This is a genomic window from Oceanicoccus sp., from assembly GCF_029238675.1.
Lineage (GTDB): Bacteria > Pseudomonadota > Gammaproteobacteria > Pseudomonadales > Dasaniaceae > Oceanicoccus.
Genome location: NZ_JAQWFR010000001.1, coordinates 23,670 through 42,852, shown reverse-complemented (window position 1 = coordinate 42,852; position 19,183 = coordinate 23,670). Strand labels below are relative to the sequence as shown.

20 protein-coding genes and 1 tRNA gene are annotated in these 19,183 nt (G+C 48.6%); 16 read left to right on the top strand and 5 right to left on the bottom strand.

Annotated elements, in window-relative coordinates; genetic code table 11:
- Nucleotides 1-22 precede the first annotated feature (22 nt).
- The 12 genes from ruvA to P8H32_RS00130 all read left to right on the top strand — a co-directional run bounded on the left by ruvA (nucleotide 23) and on the right by P8H32_RS00130 (nucleotide 8,725).
- Complete coding sequence (gene ruvA / locus P8H32_RS00185) at nucleotides 23-628, top strand: Holliday junction branch migration protein RuvA (protein WP_297293539.1); 606 nt, start codon at nucleotides 23-25, stop codon at nucleotides 626-628.
- Nucleotides 628-1,710 carry a Holliday junction branch migration DNA helicase RuvB gene (gene ruvB / locus P8H32_RS00180; RefSeq protein ID WP_297293541.1) on the top strand — a complete coding sequence of 361 codons (1,083 nt, stop codon included), beginning with the start codon at nucleotides 628-630 and terminating at the stop codon, nucleotides 1,708-1,710. The genes ruvA and ruvB overlap by 1 nt, the downstream gene beginning before the upstream one ends.
- Nucleotides 1,703-2,119, top strand: a complete 417-nt coding sequence (gene ybgC, locus P8H32_RS00175) for a tol-pal system-associated acyl-CoA thioesterase (protein ID WP_301088157.1) — start codon at nucleotides 1,703-1,705, stop codon at nucleotides 2,117-2,119. Before ruvB ends, ybgC begins: the two co-directional genes overlap by 8 nt.
- Before the next feature lie 41 nt (nucleotides 2,120-2,160).
- Nucleotides 2,161-2,946 (top strand): protein TolQ, encoded by a 786-nt coding sequence (gene tolQ, locus P8H32_RS00170; protein WP_301088156.1) that lies wholly within the window; start codon nucleotides 2,161-2,163, stop codon nucleotides 2,944-2,946.
- 7 nt (nucleotides 2,947-2,953) lie between these two features.
- Nucleotides 2,954-3,373, top strand: coding sequence for a protein TolR (gene tolR, locus P8H32_RS00165; protein ID WP_297293546.1), 420 nt, complete (start codon nucleotides 2,954-2,956; stop codon nucleotides 3,371-3,373).
- A 7-nt stretch (nucleotides 3,374-3,380) separates the two neighbouring features.
- Nucleotides 3,381-4,148, top strand: a complete 768-nt coding sequence (locus tag P8H32_RS00160) for a cell envelope integrity protein TolA (RefSeq protein ID WP_301088155.1) — start codon at nucleotides 3,381-3,383, stop codon at nucleotides 4,146-4,148.
- The gene (tolB, locus tag P8H32_RS00155; protein ID WP_297293551.1) at nucleotides 4,145-5,431 is read left to right on the top strand and encodes a Tol-Pal system beta propeller repeat protein TolB; all 1,287 of its coding nucleotides are present in this window, start codon (nucleotides 4,145-4,147) and stop codon (nucleotides 5,429-5,431) included. The genes P8H32_RS00160 and tolB overlap by 4 nt, the downstream gene beginning before the upstream one ends.
- 335 nt (nucleotides 5,432-5,766) lie before the next feature.
- The gene (gene pal / locus P8H32_RS00150) at nucleotides 5,767-6,279 is read left to right on the top strand and encodes a peptidoglycan-associated lipoprotein Pal (protein ID WP_297291766.1); all 513 of its coding nucleotides are present in this window, start codon (nucleotides 5,767-5,769) and stop codon (nucleotides 6,277-6,279) included.
- A 78-nt stretch (nucleotides 6,280-6,357) separates the two neighbouring features.
- The gene (gene ybgF, locus P8H32_RS00145; protein ID WP_297291767.1) at nucleotides 6,358-7,155 is read left to right on the top strand and encodes a tol-pal system protein YbgF; all 798 of its coding nucleotides are present in this window, start codon (nucleotides 6,358-6,360) and stop codon (nucleotides 7,153-7,155) included.
- A gap of 52 nt (nucleotides 7,156-7,207) precedes the next feature.
- On the top strand, nucleotides 7,208-7,855 hold the full coding sequence (gene queE, locus P8H32_RS00140) for a 7-carboxy-7-deazaguanine synthase QueE (protein ID WP_301088154.1): 648 nt from the start codon (nucleotides 7,208-7,210) through the stop codon (nucleotides 7,853-7,855).
- Nucleotides 7,856-7,864: 9 nt separating this feature from the next.
- On the top strand, nucleotides 7,865-8,578 hold the full coding sequence (gene queC, locus P8H32_RS00135) for a 7-cyano-7-deazaguanine synthase QueC (protein WP_297291778.1): 714 nt from the start codon (nucleotides 7,865-7,867) through the stop codon (nucleotides 8,576-8,578).
- 71 nt (nucleotides 8,579-8,649) lie between these two features.
- Nucleotides 8,650-8,725, top strand: a tRNA-Lys gene (locus P8H32_RS00130).
- A gap of 338 nt (nucleotides 8,726-9,063) precedes the next feature.
- On the opposite strand, the gene P8H32_RS00125 is transcribed toward P8H32_RS00130, so the two are convergent.
- On the bottom strand, nucleotides 9,064-9,918 hold the full coding sequence (locus P8H32_RS00125) for a metal-dependent hydrolase (protein WP_301088153.1): 855 nt from the start codon (nucleotides 9,916-9,918) through the stop codon (nucleotides 9,064-9,066).
- 137 nt (nucleotides 9,919-10,055) lie between these two features.
- Here P8H32_RS00125 and P8H32_RS00120 point away from each other — a divergent pair, with 137 nt between their 5' ends.
- Entirely contained in the window at nucleotides 10,056-11,060 is a 1,005-nt protein-coding gene (locus tag P8H32_RS00120) for an AraC family transcriptional regulator (RefSeq protein WP_297291770.1), read from the top strand.
- Between the two features lie 174 nt (nucleotides 11,061-11,234).
- Here P8H32_RS00120 and P8H32_RS00115 read toward each other — a convergent pair whose 3' ends face one another.
- A complete protein-coding gene (locus P8H32_RS00115) occupies nucleotides 11,235-11,411 on the bottom strand; it encodes a type II toxin-antitoxin system ParD family antitoxin (protein ID WP_297291771.1) in 177 nt (58 codons plus the stop codon).
- Between the two features lie 243 nt (nucleotides 11,412-11,654).
- On the opposite strand from P8H32_RS00115, the gene P8H32_RS00110 reads away from it, so the two are divergent.
- Nucleotides 11,655-12,485 (top strand): universal stress protein, encoded by an 831-nt coding sequence (locus tag P8H32_RS00110; RefSeq protein WP_301088152.1) that lies wholly within the window; start codon nucleotides 11,655-11,657, stop codon nucleotides 12,483-12,485.
- A gap of 92 nt (nucleotides 12,486-12,577) precedes the next feature.
- Here P8H32_RS00110 and ppnN read toward each other — a convergent pair whose 3' ends face one another.
- Nucleotides 12,578-13,939, bottom strand: coding sequence for a nucleotide 5'-monophosphate nucleosidase PpnN (gene ppnN, locus P8H32_RS00105; protein WP_301088151.1), 1,362 nt, complete (start codon nucleotides 13,937-13,939; stop codon nucleotides 12,578-12,580).
- Nucleotides 13,940-14,184: 245 nt separating this feature from the next.
- Between ppnN and P8H32_RS00100 the strand changes: the two genes are divergently transcribed.
- A complete protein-coding gene (locus P8H32_RS00100) occupies nucleotides 14,185-14,388 on the top strand; it encodes a hypothetical protein (protein WP_297291774.1) in 204 nt (67 codons plus the stop codon).
- Here P8H32_RS00100 and P8H32_RS00095 read toward each other — a convergent pair.
- Nucleotides 14,385-15,416: a metal-dependent hydrolase gene (locus P8H32_RS00095; protein ID WP_297291775.1), complete on the bottom strand. Its 1,032-nt coding sequence runs from the start codon at nucleotides 15,414-15,416 to the stop codon at nucleotides 14,385-14,387. The genes P8H32_RS00100 and P8H32_RS00095 overlap by 4 nt on opposite strands.
- A gap of 47 nt (nucleotides 15,417-15,463) precedes the next feature.
- Complete coding sequence (locus tag P8H32_RS00090; protein ID WP_297291776.1) at nucleotides 15,464-16,312, bottom strand: helix-turn-helix domain-containing protein; 849 nt, start codon at nucleotides 16,310-16,312, stop codon at nucleotides 15,464-15,466.
- A 189-nt stretch (nucleotides 16,313-16,501) separates the two neighbouring features.
- On the opposite strand from P8H32_RS00090, the gene ppdK reads away from it, so the two are divergent.
- Nucleotides 16,502-19,099 (top strand): pyruvate, phosphate dikinase, encoded by a 2,598-nt coding sequence (ppdK, locus tag P8H32_RS00085; RefSeq protein WP_297291777.1) that lies wholly within the window; start codon nucleotides 16,502-16,504, stop codon nucleotides 19,097-19,099.
- Nucleotides 19,100-19,183 lie beyond the last annotated feature (84 nt).

The window sequence follows — 19,183 nt, the reverse complement described above, 5'->3', positions numbered from 1 at the left end:
TGAGAACAATAGAGGAAGGTTTATGATCGGCAGGCTACAGGGTGTGATTCTGGTAAAACAGGCCCCGGAAATAGTGATTGATGTCAACGGTGTCGGTTATGAGGTGCAAGTCCCCATGACCACCATTTATCAGTTACCGGAAGTGGGTAAGTCGGTGACCTTACATACCCATTTTGTAGTGCGTGAAGATGCCCAGCTACTGTATGGTTTTGCCGAATTACGTGAACGCAGCTTATTTCGGACGCTGATCAAAGTGAATGGTGTTGGCCCCAAACTGGCGTTAACGATCTTATCGGGTATTGAGTCCGATGATTTTGTCCGCTGCGTTCGCGATGGCGATACCGCCTCGTTGGTAAGGTTGCCCGGCGTTGGCAAAAAAACTGCCGAGCGTTTATTAGTAGAAATGAAAGACAGGTTGAAAGACTGGGCTATCAACGGTACTGCCGTCAGTAATAATAGTGCCAGCCCCGCTTCTGCCAATGGCATATTGGCCGAGGCAGAAAGCGCACTGGTTGCCTTGGGTTATAAACCCGCAGAAGCCAGCAAGGCGATTGCCGCGGTGAATGATGCTAGTATGGACAGCAGTGAAGCGCTGATTCGGATGGCGTTGAAAAATATGGTGTCTTAATGATAGAAGAAGATCGCTTAGTCTCAGCGGCTGTGGACAATAACCGCAGCGAAGAGATCAATGACCGCGCTATTCGCCCCAAAACCCTGGCGGAATATGTTGGCCAGCCAGTGGTGCGCGAACAGATGGATATCTTTGTTAGCGCGGCCAAACTCCGCAACGAACCCCTGGATCATACGCTTATTTTTGGCCCTCCCGGTTTGGGTAAAACTACCCTGGCTAATATCCTGGCTACAGAAATGGGCGTGTCATTAAAAACCACCTCTGGCCCGGTATTAGAAAAAGCCGGTGACTTAGCCGCCTTAATGACCAACCTTGAGCCGGGTGATGTACTGTTTATCGATGAGATTCACCGCTTAAGCCCCCATATAGAAGAAGTGCTGTATCCAGCGATGGAAGATTACCAATTGGATATTATGATTGGCGAAGGCCCGGCGGCGCGCTCGATTAAACTGGATTTACCCCCGTTTACCCTGGTTGGCGCTACCACAAGAGCGGGCTTGTTGACCTCACCGCTGCGAGACCGTTTTGGTATTGTGCAACGGTTGGAGTTTTATAACACCGAAGACCTAACCCATATTGTGGGCCGCTCTGCTGATATTCTCGATGTTGAGATGGATAAAAATGGCGCCCGGGAAATCGCCCGCCGCTCAAGAGGTACGCCCCGCATTGCCAATCGCTTATTAAGACGGGTTCGAGACTACGCCGAAGTCAAAGGCAATGGCACTGTGAACAAAACTATCGCCGATAAAGCGCTGGATATGCTCAATGTTGACCAGCATGGTTTTGATCACCTTGACCGCCGCCTACTATTGGCGCTTATTGAAAAGTTTGATGGTGGTCCAGTCGGCGTTGATAGTTTAGCGGCAGCTATTAGCGAAGAACGCGGCACAATAGAAGATGTGTTAGAGCCCTATTTGATTCAACAAGGCTATATCGTTAGAACACCCCGTGGTCGTATGGCCACTCGCAATGCCTACCTGCATTTTGGCCTGGATATTCCGCAAAATAATGACCGGGAAAAAATGCTCAGCCATACCGATGAGACCCCTCAAACCAAAGCACTGTTCGACGATGAATAATTCAGCAGCTTTTGAATGGCCCCTGCGTGTATATATCGAAGATACCGATGCAGGGGGTATCGTTTACTACGTTAATTATCTAAAATTTATGGAGCGGGCCCGCACCGAATTTATGCGCAGCCTGGGCTTTGGTAAACAGTTTATTTTTGATGCGGATTTGATGTTTGTGGTGCATGGTATTAGCAGTGACTACCTGTTACCTGCTCGTTTGGATGACCAGCTTGCAGTAACGGCGGAGATTTCCAAACTGGGCAAAGCCTATATGTTAATGGAGCAACAGGTTTATCGGCTCAATGATCAGGGCAGGGAACTGCTTTGTCGTGCCGAAGTCAAACTGACCTGCGTGGACAAGCAGGCAATAAAACCAAAGCGGATACCAGCTGAGTTAATATCAGCACTAAATAACTAGTAACAACCATTTAAACCTATATTAAAGGGAGTAAAAAACCAGTGGCTGAAGATTTATCGGTATGGCAATTAGTTGCCGGGGCCAGCTTAACCGTGCAGACAGTGATGTTTATCCTGTTTCTCGCCTCTGTTATTTCATGGTTTATGATTATTCAGCGGGGTTTTTACTTTCGCGCCTGCACCCGGGCCCGGCTTCATTTTGAACAGCAATTTTGGTCTGGTATGGACCTTAGCCAGCTGTTTCGCCAGGGATCAGCACAGGCCGATGCTTCCGGTAATAACTTTGTGGGGATGGAAAGCATCTTTCGCGCAGGCTTTAAAGAATTCTCCCGTCTACGTCAGCAAGTGGGTGTTGATTCCGACGCAGTGATGGAAGGTGCACAACGTGCCATGCGCGTAGCCAGTGCACGGGAAGAAGAACAGATGGATAAACATTTGCCATTTCTTGCAACGGTGGGTTCTACCAGCCCTTATGTTGGTTTATTTGGTACCGTGTGGGGGATTATGACGTCTTTCCAGGCGCTATCCACCATGACTCAGGCGACACTTGCCACCGTTGCACCGGGTATATCAGAAGCTTTGGTGGCAACGGCTATGGGCCTGTTTGCCGCAATCCCCGCTGTGGTTGCCTATAACCGTTATTCCGCCAACGTTGAAGTGCTGCTGAATAAATACGAAACCTTTAGTGATGAGTTTTACAGCATTTTGCACCGCCAGGCCCTCAGCGCACAGCCAGCTGTAGCGTCACAACCTGCTCCGGCCAAACCGGCTAAGCCAGCAGCAAAAGGGCCTAACCCCGCTTCACCCTCACCCCGCGTAAAAGGCTAGGTTAATCATGTCCAGACGACATAAACGGCGCAAGCCCATGGCCGAAATCAACGTCGTACCTTATATCGATGTTATGTTGGTGCTGCTGATTATTTTTATGGTAACTGCCCCCATGTTAATGCAGGGGGTCAAAGTTGAGTTGCCAAAAGCAGCAGCGGTGCCGGTGGGTAAGCAAACTGATGAGCCTTTAATTGTTTCGGTAAAAGCCGATGGCAGCTACTACCTTAACCTCGGTAAAGATGAAGAAAAGTCACAGTCTTTAGCCGTGGTGCAGGATAAAGTCAGCAAAATTATTCGCCGCAAACCAGAAACCACAGTACTGGTCTGGGGTGATACCAGCGTACCCTACGGCAATGTGGTTGAGCTGATGGCGGCCCTGCAAGCAGCCGGCGCCCCTGCGGTTGGCCTAGTGACGGAAAACCCCTAACCGGATTATGTATAAGTCACTGACTTTACCGCTACTCGTCACCCTTTTTTTTCATGGTGCTATTTTGGCGATTATCTTAATCGATATGCCGGAAACCCGGCCAATGGTTAAGCGTGCCGCGACCGAGTATATTCGTGCCGAGTTGGTCACCCTGGAAAAGCCCAAAGCTAAAAAGCCAGCCAAACCCAAAAAGACCACCTCAAAAAAAGACACGAGTAAGGCCAAACAGAAAGCGGCAGAACAAAAGCGGCAGGCAGAGAAAAAGCGCCAGCAAGAACAACAGGCCAGGCTGCAAAAGCAGCAACAGCAAAAAGCCCTTGAGGCGGAACGTGCTAAACAACAACTTAAACAACAGCTCAAACAACAGGAAGCGGATCGCCTGGCTGAACAGCAGCGCTTACAGCGTCAATCCGAGCAGGAATTAGCCGATGCTATCGCGCAGGAAAATGCAGAGCAGCAATTTTTAAATGATACAGAAATGGCTAATAGTTATATCGCCTTGATCACTGACGTTATCCAGCGTAACTGGAATCGACCCCCTAGCGCTCGCAATAGTATGGAAGCAGAATTAATATTGCGCATGGTGCCAACGGGCGAAGTCGTCAGTGTAGAAATTGTGCGCAGTAGCGGCAATGCCGCCTTTGACCGCTCCGCAGAAACCGCCGTACTAAAAGCCGAGCGTTTCCCGGAAATACAACAATTACCCGCCAGAGTATTTGAACAATACTTTCGCCGTTTACGTTTAAAATTCAAACCGGAGGATTTGCGCCTGTGATACGCGCTGCATTAGTTATCTTATCCCTATTGGCCTGCTCTGCTTCATGGGCTCAACTGACTATAGAAATCACCAAAGGTCGCGACAATCCTACCTCTATAGCTATTGTGCCTTTTGGCTGGCAGGGGGTGGGCGTTGCCAGGGAAGATGTCGCTGCAATTATTGAGGCAGACCTAAAACGCACCGGCCAGTTTGCGCCCGTTAGCCGTGACGATATGTTGGGCAGCCCGCAGCAAGCCAGCGAGGTTTACTACCGCGACTGGCGAGCATTGAATGTCGACTATCTCGTGGTTGGCAAAATACTGCCAACCGCTGAAGGCCTGGTGGCGGAATATGAAATGTTCGATGTGTATACCCAGAGAAAAGTACTGAGTAATCGCGTTAATGGTGATGTTAATTCCCTGCGCAATATTGCCCACAAGGTTAGCGACGGCGTTTATGAAAAGCTGACCGGTATTCGCGGTGCCTTTAGTACCCGCCTGCTCTATATCTCGGCTATCGAACGGGGCAATGGCGAGTTTACCTACCGACTGTTGGTATCCGATGTTGATGGTGCCAATGAGAGTGTGGTGTTTGAAAGCGATGACCCTCTGGTCACGCCTACATGGGCCCCTGATGGTGAGCGTATTGCCTATGTGTCTTTTGAAACCACCAGAGCTGCCATCTTTATGCACAACCTGAAAACCGGTGAGCGCACCCAGCTAACCAATTACAAAGGTTTAAATGGCGCGCCTTCGTGGTCTCCGGATGGCAAGCAATTAGCCATGGTGTTATCCAAAGATGGCAGCCCCGATATCTATGTGATGGATATCGCCACCCGCACACTAAAGCGTGTTACCCGCCATTTTGCCATTGATACCGAACCCGCCTGGATGCCCGATGGCAAATCCATTATTTACACCTCCGACCGGGGTGGCAAACCCCAGATTTACCAGGTCACACTGGCCAATGGCTATGAAGAGCGAGTGACCTTTGAGGGGGATTACAATGCCAGGGCGCGGGTGGTGCCTGATGGTAGCGGGATCATTATGGTGCACCGCAATAACGGCAACTACCATATTGCCATGCTGGATATTGAACGGGGCAGCATTAATATCCTGACAGAAACCAGTTTGGATGAATCCCCAAGTATTTCACCCAATGGTGCCATGCTGCTTTATGCTACCAAATATCAGGGCAAAGGCATTCTGGCGGCGGTGTCTTTAGACGGTGGGGTAAAGTTTCGTTTACCTTCTCGTTTTGGTGAGGTCAGGGAGCCTGCCTGGTCACCCTATATGAAATAGTTAGGCTGGCTAATAGTTAGGCTCTTAATTAGCGGCGTTGTGATGCATTTGACGGTAACAGCCTAAGATTTTGCTATTAGCTAGTGACTTTGAGCCAGATCACCGTAAAATGCAGTAATTAAGGACAAACATAGCCTTCTATATATGGCCGATATCATAATTTGCAGCTAGACTATGCTCTAGCTGTAGTGAGTCAAACACTATTAGCACCTTTCTGATCAGGCTTTTGCCAAACAGGGTAATAAAGTTACCCGAAGTTACCTATTGTTACCGGTTGTATTAAGACTGACGAAAAATAAACACCCATTTGCCAACTTGACTATCTAGGAATGAACATGGAAATCAATAAACTTAAACTTCTAAGTGCTATCTTCGCTGCCACTCTACTAGTAGGTTGTGCCAGCACTGACACCTCTGATGATGACGCCGCTGCTGCCGCAGCCGCTGAGCAAGCCGCCGCTGAAGCTGCTGCCATGGAAGCTGCTGAAGAAGAAGCTGCTCGTAAAGCTGCTGAAGAAGCTGCCGCCAATCTGCAGACAGTGTTCTACTTTGATTTTGACCAGGCCACACTATCTGCAGACACTCGCGCAGCACTGGACGCCCAGGTTGCTGTGTTAAAAGATAACAACGCCAAAGTACGTTTAGAGGGTCACGCCGATGAGCGCGGTACTCGTGAATACAATATGGCTTTGGGTGAGCGTCGCGCCAATGCGATTGCCAACTACCTGATCATCAACGGCGTTGCCCGTTACCGTGTTGAAACTGTAAGCTACGGTGAAGAGCGTCCAGTAGCTTCTGGTTCTGGCGACTCAGCCTGGAGCCAAAATCGTCGCGTTGAACTTAAATAACTTTCGATAACTTTCGTTTTTGAAAACTATTTAAGCAACGTTTAATTTGACACTGACAATAGAACAAGTCTTATGTCTATGAGTTTTAAAAATTATGCCGCGCTACTTGCTAGCGCGGCTTTTGTTTATAGCGCCATTACATTTGCCCAGGCTCCTATCGTTGATGCCAGTATTGATACTGCCGCAGCAAGTGAACCTGCCAATAAAGGCGCGGTACCTGCACCGGCTGATAGCAGCGGGCAGGGTGAATTATTTTATCAACTGCAATTGCTGCAACAGGAAGTGATGCAACTACGTGGTGTGGTAGAAGAGCAGGCTTACCTGCTAAAACAAGTCAAAGAACAAAATAGGGAGCGTTATATTGACTTGGACCGCAGGCTGGGTGAAGTGGCCAGTGCTCCTGCGGTTGCAGCCAGTGATAATAATACCGTAGCTGCACTCACTGCTGCGGTTGGCGGTGGTTCAGCATTAACTGTGGTAGCTGCCGCCGGTGAAAAAGAAGCCTACGACGCAGCCTACCAGTTGGTTACCGAGCGTCGCTTTGATGAAGCCTTAGAAGCCTTTAAACAGTTTATGGTTGATTTCCCCCAGGGTAAATACACACCCAATAGCTATTACTGGATGGGCGAGCTGTATCAAGTGATTACCCCGCAGGACCTGGAAGCTGCCCGGCAATCCTTTACCCAATTGCTGGACCAATACCCAACCCATGTTAAAGTCCCAGATGCTATGTATAAATTGGGTAAAGTGTACTTCCTGAAAGGTGACAAGAACAAAGCCCGTGGATTGCTGGAAGAAGTCGTTTCAAAATACAATAAGGGCACCAACTCATCCGCAGCAGATAAAGCTAGACAGTTTATCAGCGCTAATTACTAAAATACTTAACGTAATTAGCGTTGGTAGTTGGACTATATAGTACCGGCAACCATTGATGACCGACCTAAGAATTACTGAAATCTTCTACTCCCTGCAGGGAGAAACCAGAACCGTTGGCTTGCCCACGGTTTTTGTGCGTTTGACCGGCTGCCCATTACGTTGTGGCTATTGCGATACCGAGTACGCCTTTCACGGCGGTGAAAAAAGAACGCAGCAATCTATCCTTGAAGAAGTGGCCAGCCATAAGCCACGTTATGTCACCGTTACCGGCGGCGAACCCCTTGCCCAACCTAACTGTTTACCTTTGCTGACCGAGCTGTGTAATCAAGGCTATGAAGTTTCGTTAGAGACCAGTGGCGCCATTACTCTCGAGGGTGTTGACCCAAGAGTTGTGACGGTGATGGATTTAAAAACTCCGGCCTCCAATGAAGTCTCACGCAATCTCTATGAGAATATCGATCATCTGTCACAACAGGATCAGGTGAAATTTGTAATCTGTAATCGCGGCGACTACGAGTGGGCCAGATTTAAAATGGACGAGTATCGACTGGCTGATAAAGTCGATGAAATTCTATTCTCCCCAAGCTTCGGTCAAGTTCATGCCAGGGAGTTGGCTGAATGGATTTTGGCGGACAACTTGCCAGTTCGGCTACAGCTACAAATGCATAAACTACTATGGGATGATGCTGCCGGTCATTAAGCCCTAATCATCCAGAAAAGCTACCAGAGAAAAATCATGTCAGATAAAAAAGCCGTTATCCTTGTTTCAGGTGGTCTGGACTCAGCCACCGTATTAGCCATGGCCATCGCCGAAGGCTATAGCTGCTATACCCTGGGTTTTGATTACGGCCAGCGCACTCATTCAGAACTGGTTGCCGCCAAGAAAATTTCCGCCCAAATGGGTGCGGTAGAGCATAAGGTCATCAAATTAGACCTCAGTAGCATTGGCGGCTCAGCCCTGACCGACGATGATATCGAAGTCCCGGAACACGACGATGATGCCCAGGGCATCCCTGTCACCTACGTCCCAGCCAGAAATACCGTCTTTCTCTCCATTGCTTTGGGCTGGGCAGAAGTGCTGGGAGCCAACGATATCTTTATCGGCGTCAACGCCGTCGACTACAGCGGCTACCCCGATTGCCGTCCCGACTATATAGATGCCTACGAAAAAATGGCGAACCTGGCCACAAAGGTAGGCGTAGAAGGGGGGCGCTTGAAAATCCGCACCCCGCTAATGCACCTGACCAAGGGCGAAATCGCCCAAAGAGGCGCTGAATTAGGCGTAGATTACAGTCTGACCGTCTCCTGCTACCAAGCCAATGAGCGAGGCGAAGCCTGCGGCAAATGCGACAGCTGCTATCTGCGCAAAGAGGGTTTTGAGCAAGCTGGCCTGCCAGATCCCACCCGCTATGTAAATCATTGAAAAAGGTGAAGGTTTAGCACAAAAAGACTTGTGTTTTAGCCGGAAAACATTATTATGTGCGCCACTTCTGAGGGTCGTTAGCTCAGTTGGTAGAGCAGTTGGCTTTTAACCAATTGGTCACTGGTTCGAATCCAGTACGACCCACCATTATTCCAAAAAAGCTCACCCATCCGGGTGAGCTTTTTTTTTGGAATAATGGTGGGTCGTACTGGATTCGTTCTTACAGTCGGTTCGACAAAATGCATCGCATTTTGGACGAGGAGCTTGCGACGAAGCCTGCGTAGCAGGGCATTACAGCCCTCAGGCTGTAATGATCAATCCGGCACCCGAATATTTCCAGTTTTATCTAACTCACCTTCGCAGGTGGTTATGCAATCCCTTAATAAGCAGTGCATCTAAGGCTGTCTAATGTTTCTACAGCACTATTTTAAACAAAGTGCTATAAATCCCCGTGGGGAAATCGTGGGGATATGTCGAATAGCTGATCAAGCCGCAAGCTCCTCCGGCTCGAACACCTTTTCCCAGTGCCTCAACAGCGCCCGATTATCCTCATCCCAGGGATGAAAACCCTCATTTAAAAATTCCTTGTAAGCGGGCACGTGGCAGCGGATGAACCCCTCTTTGGCAAACAGAAATTTGCTCACACTTTTCAGGGTTTTCCACTTCCACAACTGCTTGTCGTGGCGCAAAATTTTAAAGGCTACCCTCATCGTGTTCCAAAAAAACATCCACATGGTCAGGCGCATCAACGCAGTCAGCATTTTATGGCTGCCACCCACCTGGGTATAAACATCAAAGGCAATGGCCTTGTGCTCCAACTCCTCCATGGAATGCCACTGCCAAAGCTCCCCTATGGTCGGGTCGACGTTTTTCCAAAGGCGGCCTTCAAGCACATTGACACCAAGGCTCGCCGTGAAATGCTCCGCCGCTACCGTTGAAGCCAAAAATATTCTGGGCGTGACCTTAGGATTCTTTTTACTCTTAGCCAAGGTATTTAAATAAACGCTCTCCAGAGCTTGTAAGTCGTAGCCCCGCTGCTCACACAGCAGTTTATTATAGTTCCGGTGCTCGCGGCTATGGATTCCTTCCTGCTTGTAGAAGCCTTTCACTTCCTTGAGCAGTTTCTCATCGGTGATTCGATCCTCGTAGGCTCGGACAGAATCGATAAAATGCCGCTCCCCCGACGGGAAACTGAGGCTCATGGCATTAAACACAGCCGTCAGAAACGGGTCGTTGTCCAACCAGTCGGTGGCCAGTGCGGCGTCCAGATCAAAAGTACGGTTGCGGGGTTCAATAGCGATGTTGTTTGGCGTACTAGACGCAGGTCTCAATGCGGTCATGGTGATTTAGCTCTTTAAATGTTTAGTCAGTGCGATTATAGTAATCACACAGAATTAAAACGGGATATTTTCGGCCAACCATAGAGATATATTCGGCCACATTAGAGCCCCTTAAACCACTGCCCATTCGAACCCTTATGACCAACGAACGACTGGAATTTGATTTATTACAACCGTTACTGGAGCTACTGGCAGAGAGTGGCATCCGTCGCAGCGAAGTCTTTGCCCTACCCGAGTTGCAGGCATTACAAGGAATTGCCCAAGAGGATATCAGTGAAACTGAAGTCACAAGACTCCTGCAGGCCTCGGCAAGCCTTGCTCGTGACCCCGCTTTGGCTCTGCGGCTGGGGCAGCGTATTCAAATTTCCAGTCTGGGTACTTTCGGCTTCGCGTTGATGAGCTGCGCGGACTTGCGTGAAGTGCTGAGGCTAATCATTCGCTACCACCCCTTGTTTAGCGTCTCACCCACCTGGGCGATTTACCAGCAGGGCGAACAAACCGTGCTGCGTACCCAATTACCCCTGAACCAAGCTGGCGACCAAATACTAATGATGGAATTAATCTCCTCTATCGTTGTTTCTCTTGGCAACTTTCTGCTCAACCGAGCACTGCACGGTGCTGAGATACACTGCAACTACCCGGCCCCCAAGCATTGGGAGGTTTACGACGATTTTTTCTCAATGCCGGTAAAGTTTAACCAGCCCCACTGCCAACTATTGATCTCGGAGCAGCTTCTGCTTACCCCGGTACAGACCGCCAACCCTGCTGGGCAAGTGGTGTTTCAGCAACAATGTGAGGACATGTTGCGAAGCTTAAACCGCGTGAACGATGTCACTGCGGCGGTGCGGCGCTTGCTCATTCGAGCCGGCGGGAAATTTCCGGATATTCATCAAGTGGCAGAGCGTATGTCAGTCAGCGAACGCACGCTGCGGCGTAAATTAAGGGCTGAGTCCACAAGTTTTCGTAAGATCTGCGATGAGGTGAGGAATTTATTGGCCTGCCAATATCTGTCCACAACCCAGTTTACCGTGGCGGAGATTGGCGAGCTGCTGAACTATTCTGAAACGGTGAGTTTCCGGCGTGCGTTTGTGCGCTGGAATGGGGTGACGCCGGTGGGGTATCGACGGCGGGTTACGGAATAATCCAACCTTGGCGCCGCTTGATAAAAAACAAAAATACAGAGACCGTTCTAATTATGCGATAAACGCGGATCATACCCCACCCGTTTTAGAGCCTTCGTCTACGTCGAGCCAATCGCATCCAAACCATTCAAGGCTCTTTGGCTATCGAGGAGTATACACTTAGCGAAGCACAAATTACTGCCATACTGGAAGGCAGACTGATTCAAAACGTCCTGCTTCGATTTTTTCATCGACAAATTCTGAGAAATGATTACCGAGTGTGACGCTGGTATTTCTAGATATAGCGCCTGCTCCAAATAAATAGTCTGTATTACTTTCCAGTACAGTATTGGCTGGTGTTTTGGCGAGCAAAAATTACCCTCATGCTGATATTGCCGAACTTTTGCCGTATCCAGTTATGACTTATCGTTCTTTCCGTCGGTTCGACAAAATGCAAATCATTTAGGTATGTTTTTGTGATAGTGATATTGAGAAGCTCCGTCGCTTTATAAAAACTGAAATAGGTGTTCTAATGCGTCTCGTTAGAGATGACTACTCACAAGCAATGGGTGGGTAGCAGTGGTAAGTAATATTCCTAATGCAGAAGGAAGAGTGATGTCCGAGTATACAGAGTTAGAAAAGCTATTTGTGGTTGTTAATCTTAATGATGATCAGCATGTTGCCCTTGAAAGAGCCCTGATTTATTGCAACAGTCCCGATATTAATACGGCTCAATTAGAGCTGTTCATTTTTATCGGCGCTGATAGTGAAGCAGAAAATACGGGGGCTGATAACAATCACTTGTTTCGAGATATGGATTGGATTGAGACCACGATTTATAAGCCGCTTGAAGCAGCCGGTGCCAGTTTTAAAGTAGGCTTTTGCTGGTCTTCGAAATGGATGGAAGCTATCGCTCAAGAGGCCAAACGTATAGGCGCTCAAGTTATCTATTTGCCGTGGCACCAGACCACGAGTAAACCTCGTTTCACTTTTAGTGAATCAAAATGGGGACTGCTGAAACAGGCCCAATGCCCGGTCGTGCTGATTCGACCAGGTGCTAATGAAAAGCGCAATATTGTCTTGGCTGCGGTTAACTTTCAGACGGTCAAGCCGCATCAAAATGCATTGAATCGCAGGGTTTTGAACAGTGCAAAATTGGTTGCCAGTAGCTACGGCGCAGTACTGCATATCGTCAATGCCTATCGGGATTCTCTGCACTACCCTGATCGTGGCAAGTTGGCGAATGAGTCGGGGCTAGGCAGCGATCAAGTACATGTTCAACAAGGTTATACCAGTGAGGTAGTGGCACAGGTAGCCAAAGAAATAAACGCTGACTTAGTGGTGATGGGTACCTTAAATCAAATCGGTAAAGAGAGAACGCTACGGGGTAATACCGCCGAGAGAGTGATTTCTGCTCTCGATGTGGATACCGTGGTTATCAATTAATAAAGCACAAGACAGCAGGCAACCGCCGGGTGATAAATGCCAGTAGTGTCATGATAGGTTGGTTGGTTGGTTGGATTGCTTGCTTGTCATTGTTATTTTTTAATCCGGTAACAGGGGTTGTATGTGGTACCGGGTAATTTCATCCGTTGTTGTTTTATAAAGCGAGTCAGTAGCTTATCCAGTGGCTGGGTGATGGCTTTTTCCCCCTCTATCTCAAACACCCCGTATTGCTCGATAGCGCGAATACCTTCTTCTTTGACATTGCCTGCGACTATGCCTGAGAAAGCACGGCGTAAATTCGCCGCCAGTTGGTGAGCCGGTTGTGTTCTATCTAATACCAGGCTTTTCATATTGTCGTGGGTGGGTAAAAAGGGTTGTTGAAACTCCGCCTCTATATAGAGCATCCAGTTAAAATTGTAGGCGTCACTATGTTGTTTACGATAATCCCTGACGCTATTTTTTCCATTAAACATAATCTCCGCCACCATTACGGGGTCATCGATAATAATCTGATACAGTTTCTGGGCCCTGGCGCCAAGGGTGGTGTGAATAAAGGCGTCAATTTCTGCAAAATATTCAGCGGCAGAGGCTGGCCCTGTCAACACAATGGGCATCGGTTGTTCGCTATTGTCCGGGTGCAGCATAATACCTAACAGATAGAGTAATTCTTCCATGGTGCCCGCGCCGCCGGGAAAAATGATGATACCGTGGGCACAGCGGATAAACGCCTCCAGGCGTTTTTCTATATCGGGCAGGATGACTAATTCATTGACAATGGGGTTGGGGGATTCCGCCGCGATAATACCGGGTTCGGTGATGCCAACATAGCGACCGGCACCGCCACGTTGTTTGGCGCGGCCAATGTTAGCTCCTTTCATTGGGCCTTTCATGGCGCCGGGGCCGCAGCCGGTACAGACGTTGAGCATGCGCAGGCCTAAATAGTAGCCCACCTCTTTGCTGTAATCATATTCTTCCCGGCTAATGGAGTGGCCACCCCAACAGACAACCAGGTTGGGGTCTTGCGGAGCTTGCAAAATCCCGCCATTGCGCAACATATGGAACACCATGTCGCTGATATCCTGGCTGTTGCTGCTGTCAAATCGTTGAATTAAATCGGCAGCATAAAGAATATCCCGAACCACCGCCGCCAGATGCTCACGAATCCCTTGAATAATTTCACCGCCAACAAAGGCGTCTGCGGGTGCATTGAACACTTGCAGTTTGATGCCTCGCTCTTGCTGCAAAATGCGGATATCAAAGTTTTTATGCTGGTCTAACAAGGCTTTACTGTCATCAGTATGACTGCCGCAATTTAACACCGCCAAACAGCAATTGCGGAACAGGGTATACAAGCCCCCCTGGCTGGTATCGAGCAGGTGCGTCACTTCACGCTTGGACAGTACGCCTAATAGGCCCCCGGGGGAAAATTCACTATCGATAAATTGCTTCGACATAATGTTTTTATATTCCATTAATCAATGAGGGTGATGGTTTAAGCGTAGTCAAGAATGCAGGAGGTTTCGACTTAATAGGCGCTTTTGCCTGCTTATTTATTCAGCGAGCTGGCACTTGCCCACAGATACCGTTATTTTTTCCATAATTTCACAAAACTGAAATATACGCCTATATTTAAAGCGTCACTAGCGAGTAAAGTCGGCATAGACCTGACGAATAGCGGGCAAGTATTTGAGGTAGAGCTATGAAAGCATTAGCCAGTATGGCAGTTAAGTTTAAAAGAAAGTCGTCTAACGGGCGCTCCGTTGAAGGTGCAGCTCCCTGGAGTGATGCACCGCTGGTTTTAATAAAATCGCGACCAGAGAGTCAACAGCACAAAAAACAGAACAAAATAGTGCTTGAGAATTTGCAAGAAGATTGTAAGCATTTTGTACTTGGGTATAACTAGGGTACAGCTACCGTTTCCAGGATATCCAGCTCATTCCATATCATTTTCTTAAAGGTTTCCATGCGAGGCCCCGATGTATCCCGGTCTGGCATCACAACGATATGGTCGCTTTTAGCGGCCTCCTTATTTAGCCAAATACTCCACATCCCGGTGGCCTCATTAGGAACTAACGAGTAACGCATATCGATCACCCGCACCGGGTTGTTGGGGTCCAATGCTAAAAATCCCTTGGAAAACCACTCAAAGCGAGCCAGGTCTTTGGCTTGTTGTGATGCCTTATCCAGCCATGGCAGGTCTCGCTCAATATCGAGCTTGGGAATAAATTTACCGGGGTAAACCGTTGGTGTGGGCGCGGCCCTCACCGCATCGGTAAAGTAGCCATCCTCAATCTCGTAGATGACCTTCCACAATAATAAATTTCCAAAGCTGGGTTTTACCTCTAAGCGGATTGGCCTATGGCCTCGTTGTTCGGCCAGTTGTTCACCTATTTGGCTGACACGGTAGTGTTGAAAAGCCCCAAGGCTTTGATAGGCGATAATCCAGCACAGGGCTATTCTGGCAAATAGCGGCGCTTTTCTGCTAACGGCAAAAAACGCCAGAATAACCAGCGGAATGGTAAAGAGCGGGTCAACAATAGAGATGGTATTCCAGGCAAAGCGCTCATTACTCAAGGGCCATAATAACTGTGTGCCGTAGCTGGTACAGGCGTCGAGTAAACCGTGGGTGGCATAGCCCAGGGTGCAAAACAGGTAAGTCAGTTTAAAGCTGATGTGCCAGCGCCTGGCCAATAGACAATAAAATACCAGTGCACAAATAAAACCACCAAAGGGGATAAAAAACAGCGAGTGGGTAAACTGGCGGTGAAATTCCAGCGACAATAAAGGGTCAGTACTCGAGCGGATTAATGTATCAAGATCAGGGGCCATACCTGACAGGGCACCAAATAATGTGGCGGCGACAATATGTTTTTTCTGGCTAAGGGTTTGCGGTAGTGTGGCGCCCAATACGCCCTGGCTCAAGGGGTCCATAGATTGGCTCTTTATTAGTTTGGTATTACTGATTGAGTACTATTGATTTAGTAAAACAACAGCGGATGCTCCAGCTTGTCGTCCAGAAACGACGAAATATCAAAATCTTCATCTTCCGGGTATAAGGTCTGGATCGATAAATTCGGTTCCGAGACAAAGGCATTAGGCCCCAGCGCTCCAACCGTGCTGATGACACTAAAAAAGCGCCGTAGCGCATTATCAATTTGCATTTGAACTCTATAACTTGCCATAGGCTCTAGTTGCGCTGCCCGCTGTTTCCAGTCTTCGGGCACACTGGGGTGCTGAGCCAACTTTTGGACAAGGGCGATATCTGCCTCTTTGTTGCTAAATAACCCCAGCTGTGTCAGCGACATTAAGATAACTGACAAGGTATTTTCCCAGTTACTGATAATATTCCCGGCCCCTTCGCGGCTAAAAATAAAATCATAATAATTGGTTATCTGTTTCAGGTTTTTTGGGTCTATGTTGTGTTGATAAAAGCCAACCCAGCCGCGGTTGACCATTAAGAAATTACCAGAACTGTCGAGTATAGCTGTGGGGTAGGGGTCCAGTGCCCGCAGCGTCATCACCATGGATTTGCGCAACCACTTTAGTTCAGGGGCATGGAAGTCCACCTGCTTAACGATGGGGGCATAACCGGCGGCGATTAACAGGTGATTACTGTCCCGCTGGCCCAATTCCATAACGGTGGCAATATCTTTTACCATAGCTTCACTGGGGCGACCGCTGCCCCCTTCAATCCGGCTGATATGCCGCTGGGAGCTATCCAGCCTAAAGGCTAATTCCTCTTGGCTGAGGCCATGTACCTCGCGCCAGAATCTAACAAAGCGGCCAATGGTTAATTTCAGTGGGGGGTCAAAGTTATCTGTTGGCATATTAAATAGGGCTGGGAACAAGATATAAGACACCATAGTAACCTTGTAACCATTGATCGACAATCCCTCCTGCAATGACAAGCCATGATAAGGCTTTTGGTATTTCCTGCTGCCAGTTTAGTATTGTTAGCGCTGACAATAATCTCTATAGTTGTGCCCTCAAAATTTCTCACTAGAAGGTCTTAGGGTATGGCTAAACGGGTTTATCTGTTTAATGAAGGTTCAAAAGATGATCGTAACCTGCTGGGTGGCAAGGGGGCTAACCTCTGTGAAATGACCGCCATGGGCTTGCCGGTTCCTTTTGGTTTTGTTATCACCACACCGACTTGCCGTGAGTTCTTCGAGTCCGGTAATAAACTACCCAGGCACCTGGAAACCGAGTACAACGTAGCCCTGCGTTTGGTAGAGGAAAAAATGGGGGCGAGTTTTGGTGACCCTGACAACCCACTACTTTTCTCAGTCCGTTCCGGGGCGCCGGTTTCAATGCCCGGTATGATGAATACCATTTTAAACCTCGGTATGAATGACGAAATTGCCGAGGGGTTGGCCAAAAAAACCAATAACCCCCGTTTTGCCTATGACTCCTACCGCCGCTTTATCCAGATGTATGCCGATGTAGTACTAGAGACGGATGGCGAGCAGTTTGAGCATGAAATCGAGAAATATAAAAAGGCCCATGATAAAACGCTGGATGTTGAAATGACGGCGCAAGACTGGCAGGCGATTATTGCCATTTTTAAAAAGTTGGTTGATTTTCCACAAAATCCTGCGGTGCAGTTAAAAGAAGCGATTGCTGCAGTGTTTTTATCCTGGAATACGCCAAGGGCAATTTTCTATCGCGAGATGAATAATATTCCCGCCAGCCTGGGTACGGCTGTCTGTGTACAGGCCATGGTGTTTGGCAACTTTGGTGATGACTCCGGTTCTGGTGTGGCGTTTACGCGTAACCCATCTACGGGTGATCATGAATTTTACGGCGAGTACCTGACTAATGCCGCCGGTGAAGATGTGGTGGCAGGTATTCGCACGCCATTGCCCATTAGCCACCTGCAGCAACAAATGCCCGAGGTATACCAGCAATTATTTGAAACGCAAAAACGTCTTGAGCAACACTACCAGGATATGCAGGATATGGAGTTTACCGTGCAGGAAGGTAAGTTCTATATGTTGCAAACCCGTAGTGGTAAACGCACGGGCAGGGCGTCAGTAAAAATTGCTGTGGATATGGTAAATGAAGGTTTAATCGGGGAAAAAGAAGCCCTGATGCGTGTGTCGCCGGAACATGTGGATGCCTTTTTGCACCCCATGATTGATGTCAATGCCAAAACCGATATCGTCGCCAAAGGCTTGCCAGCAAGTCCTGGTGGTGCCACTGGCAGGATAGTATTTTCTGCGGATGAAGCCGTTGAGGTTGCCGCCGCCGGTAATAAAGTGATTCTGGTGCGCCGCGAAACCACCCCGGAAGATATTCACGGTATGAAAGTGTCAGAAGGCATTCTGACTGAGTTGGGTGGGATGACATCACACGCAGCTGTTGTGGCTCGTGGTATGGGTGTTTGTGCGATTACCGGTTGTGGTGAACTAACCATTGATTACCAAGCGGGCACTGCAACTACCGATGAGGGTGTGGTCATGAAGCGTATGGATGAAATTACGCTGGATGGCTCTACCGGTGAAGTGATGCTGGGTGATATTCCAAAAACTGAAGCCAGCGCCAATGATGATTTCCAGACCTTATTATCCTGGGCGGATAAATACCGTCGCTTAGCAGTACGTGCCAATGCCGAAACTCCGGAAGATGCAGCCAAAGCGCGAGAGCTGGGTGCAGAGGGTATAGGCTTATGTCGTACCGAGCATATGTTCTTTGATGCTTCCCGTATCGATATTATGCGTGGCATGATTCTTTCTGAAGACAAGCAAGAGCGCCAGGGTTACCTTGATCAGTTACTGGCTTTTCAGCGGGAAGATATGCTGGCCTTATTTAAAGAAATGCATGACCTGCCAGTCACTATTAGATTGTTAGATCCACCACTGCATGAGTTTTTACCCCATGGGGAAGAGGAGTTGGTTGAGCTGGCGGCTCGCCTGGGCAAGCCCGCTGATAAAGTGCGCGAGATTGTGCAAAGCTTACAAGAAGTGAACCCCATGCTCGGTTTCCGTGGTTGCCGCTTGTCTATTGTGTATCCGGAAATTACTGAAATGCAGGTGAAGGCTATTGCCGAGGCTGCGGTATTGGCCCACAAGGCTGGTTATAACCCCAGCCCGGAAATTATGATTCCACTGGTGGTCAACGTCCGTGAAATTCGAGCCATTACCCAAATTATTGAGCGCGGCATTATTTCAGTGTTAGAGAAAGAGTCAGTTTCATTCCCCTATAAAATTGGCACCATGATGGAAACCCCGCGCGCCTGTTTAGGTGCGGAGCGTTTAGCCAATTCTGTAGAGTTTATGAGTTTTGGTACCAATGACTTAACCCAGATGACTTACGGGTTTTCCCGCGATGATGTGGGTAAATTTGTCCCGGACTATCTGGACCGCAATTTAGTGGAAGATGATCCTTTTGTTAGTCTTGACCAACGGGCCGTTGGCAAGCTGATGAAGATGGCCATTGAAGATAGCCGGGAAGCCAAAGAAGGTATTAAATACGGCATCTGCGGTGAGCATGGCGGTGACCCAAGGTCAATACAGTTTTGCCATGAGTTGGGTCTGGATTATGTAAGCTGCAGCCCTTACCGGGTACCGGTTGCCCGCATTGCAGCAGCGCAGGCTAATGTGACTTTAACTTGATATTGGGTGAGTAGATGGGGCAGGCCATGACTATCGTCATTCCCGCGAAGGCGGGAATCCAGACTGCATGTTTATGCTGTTATT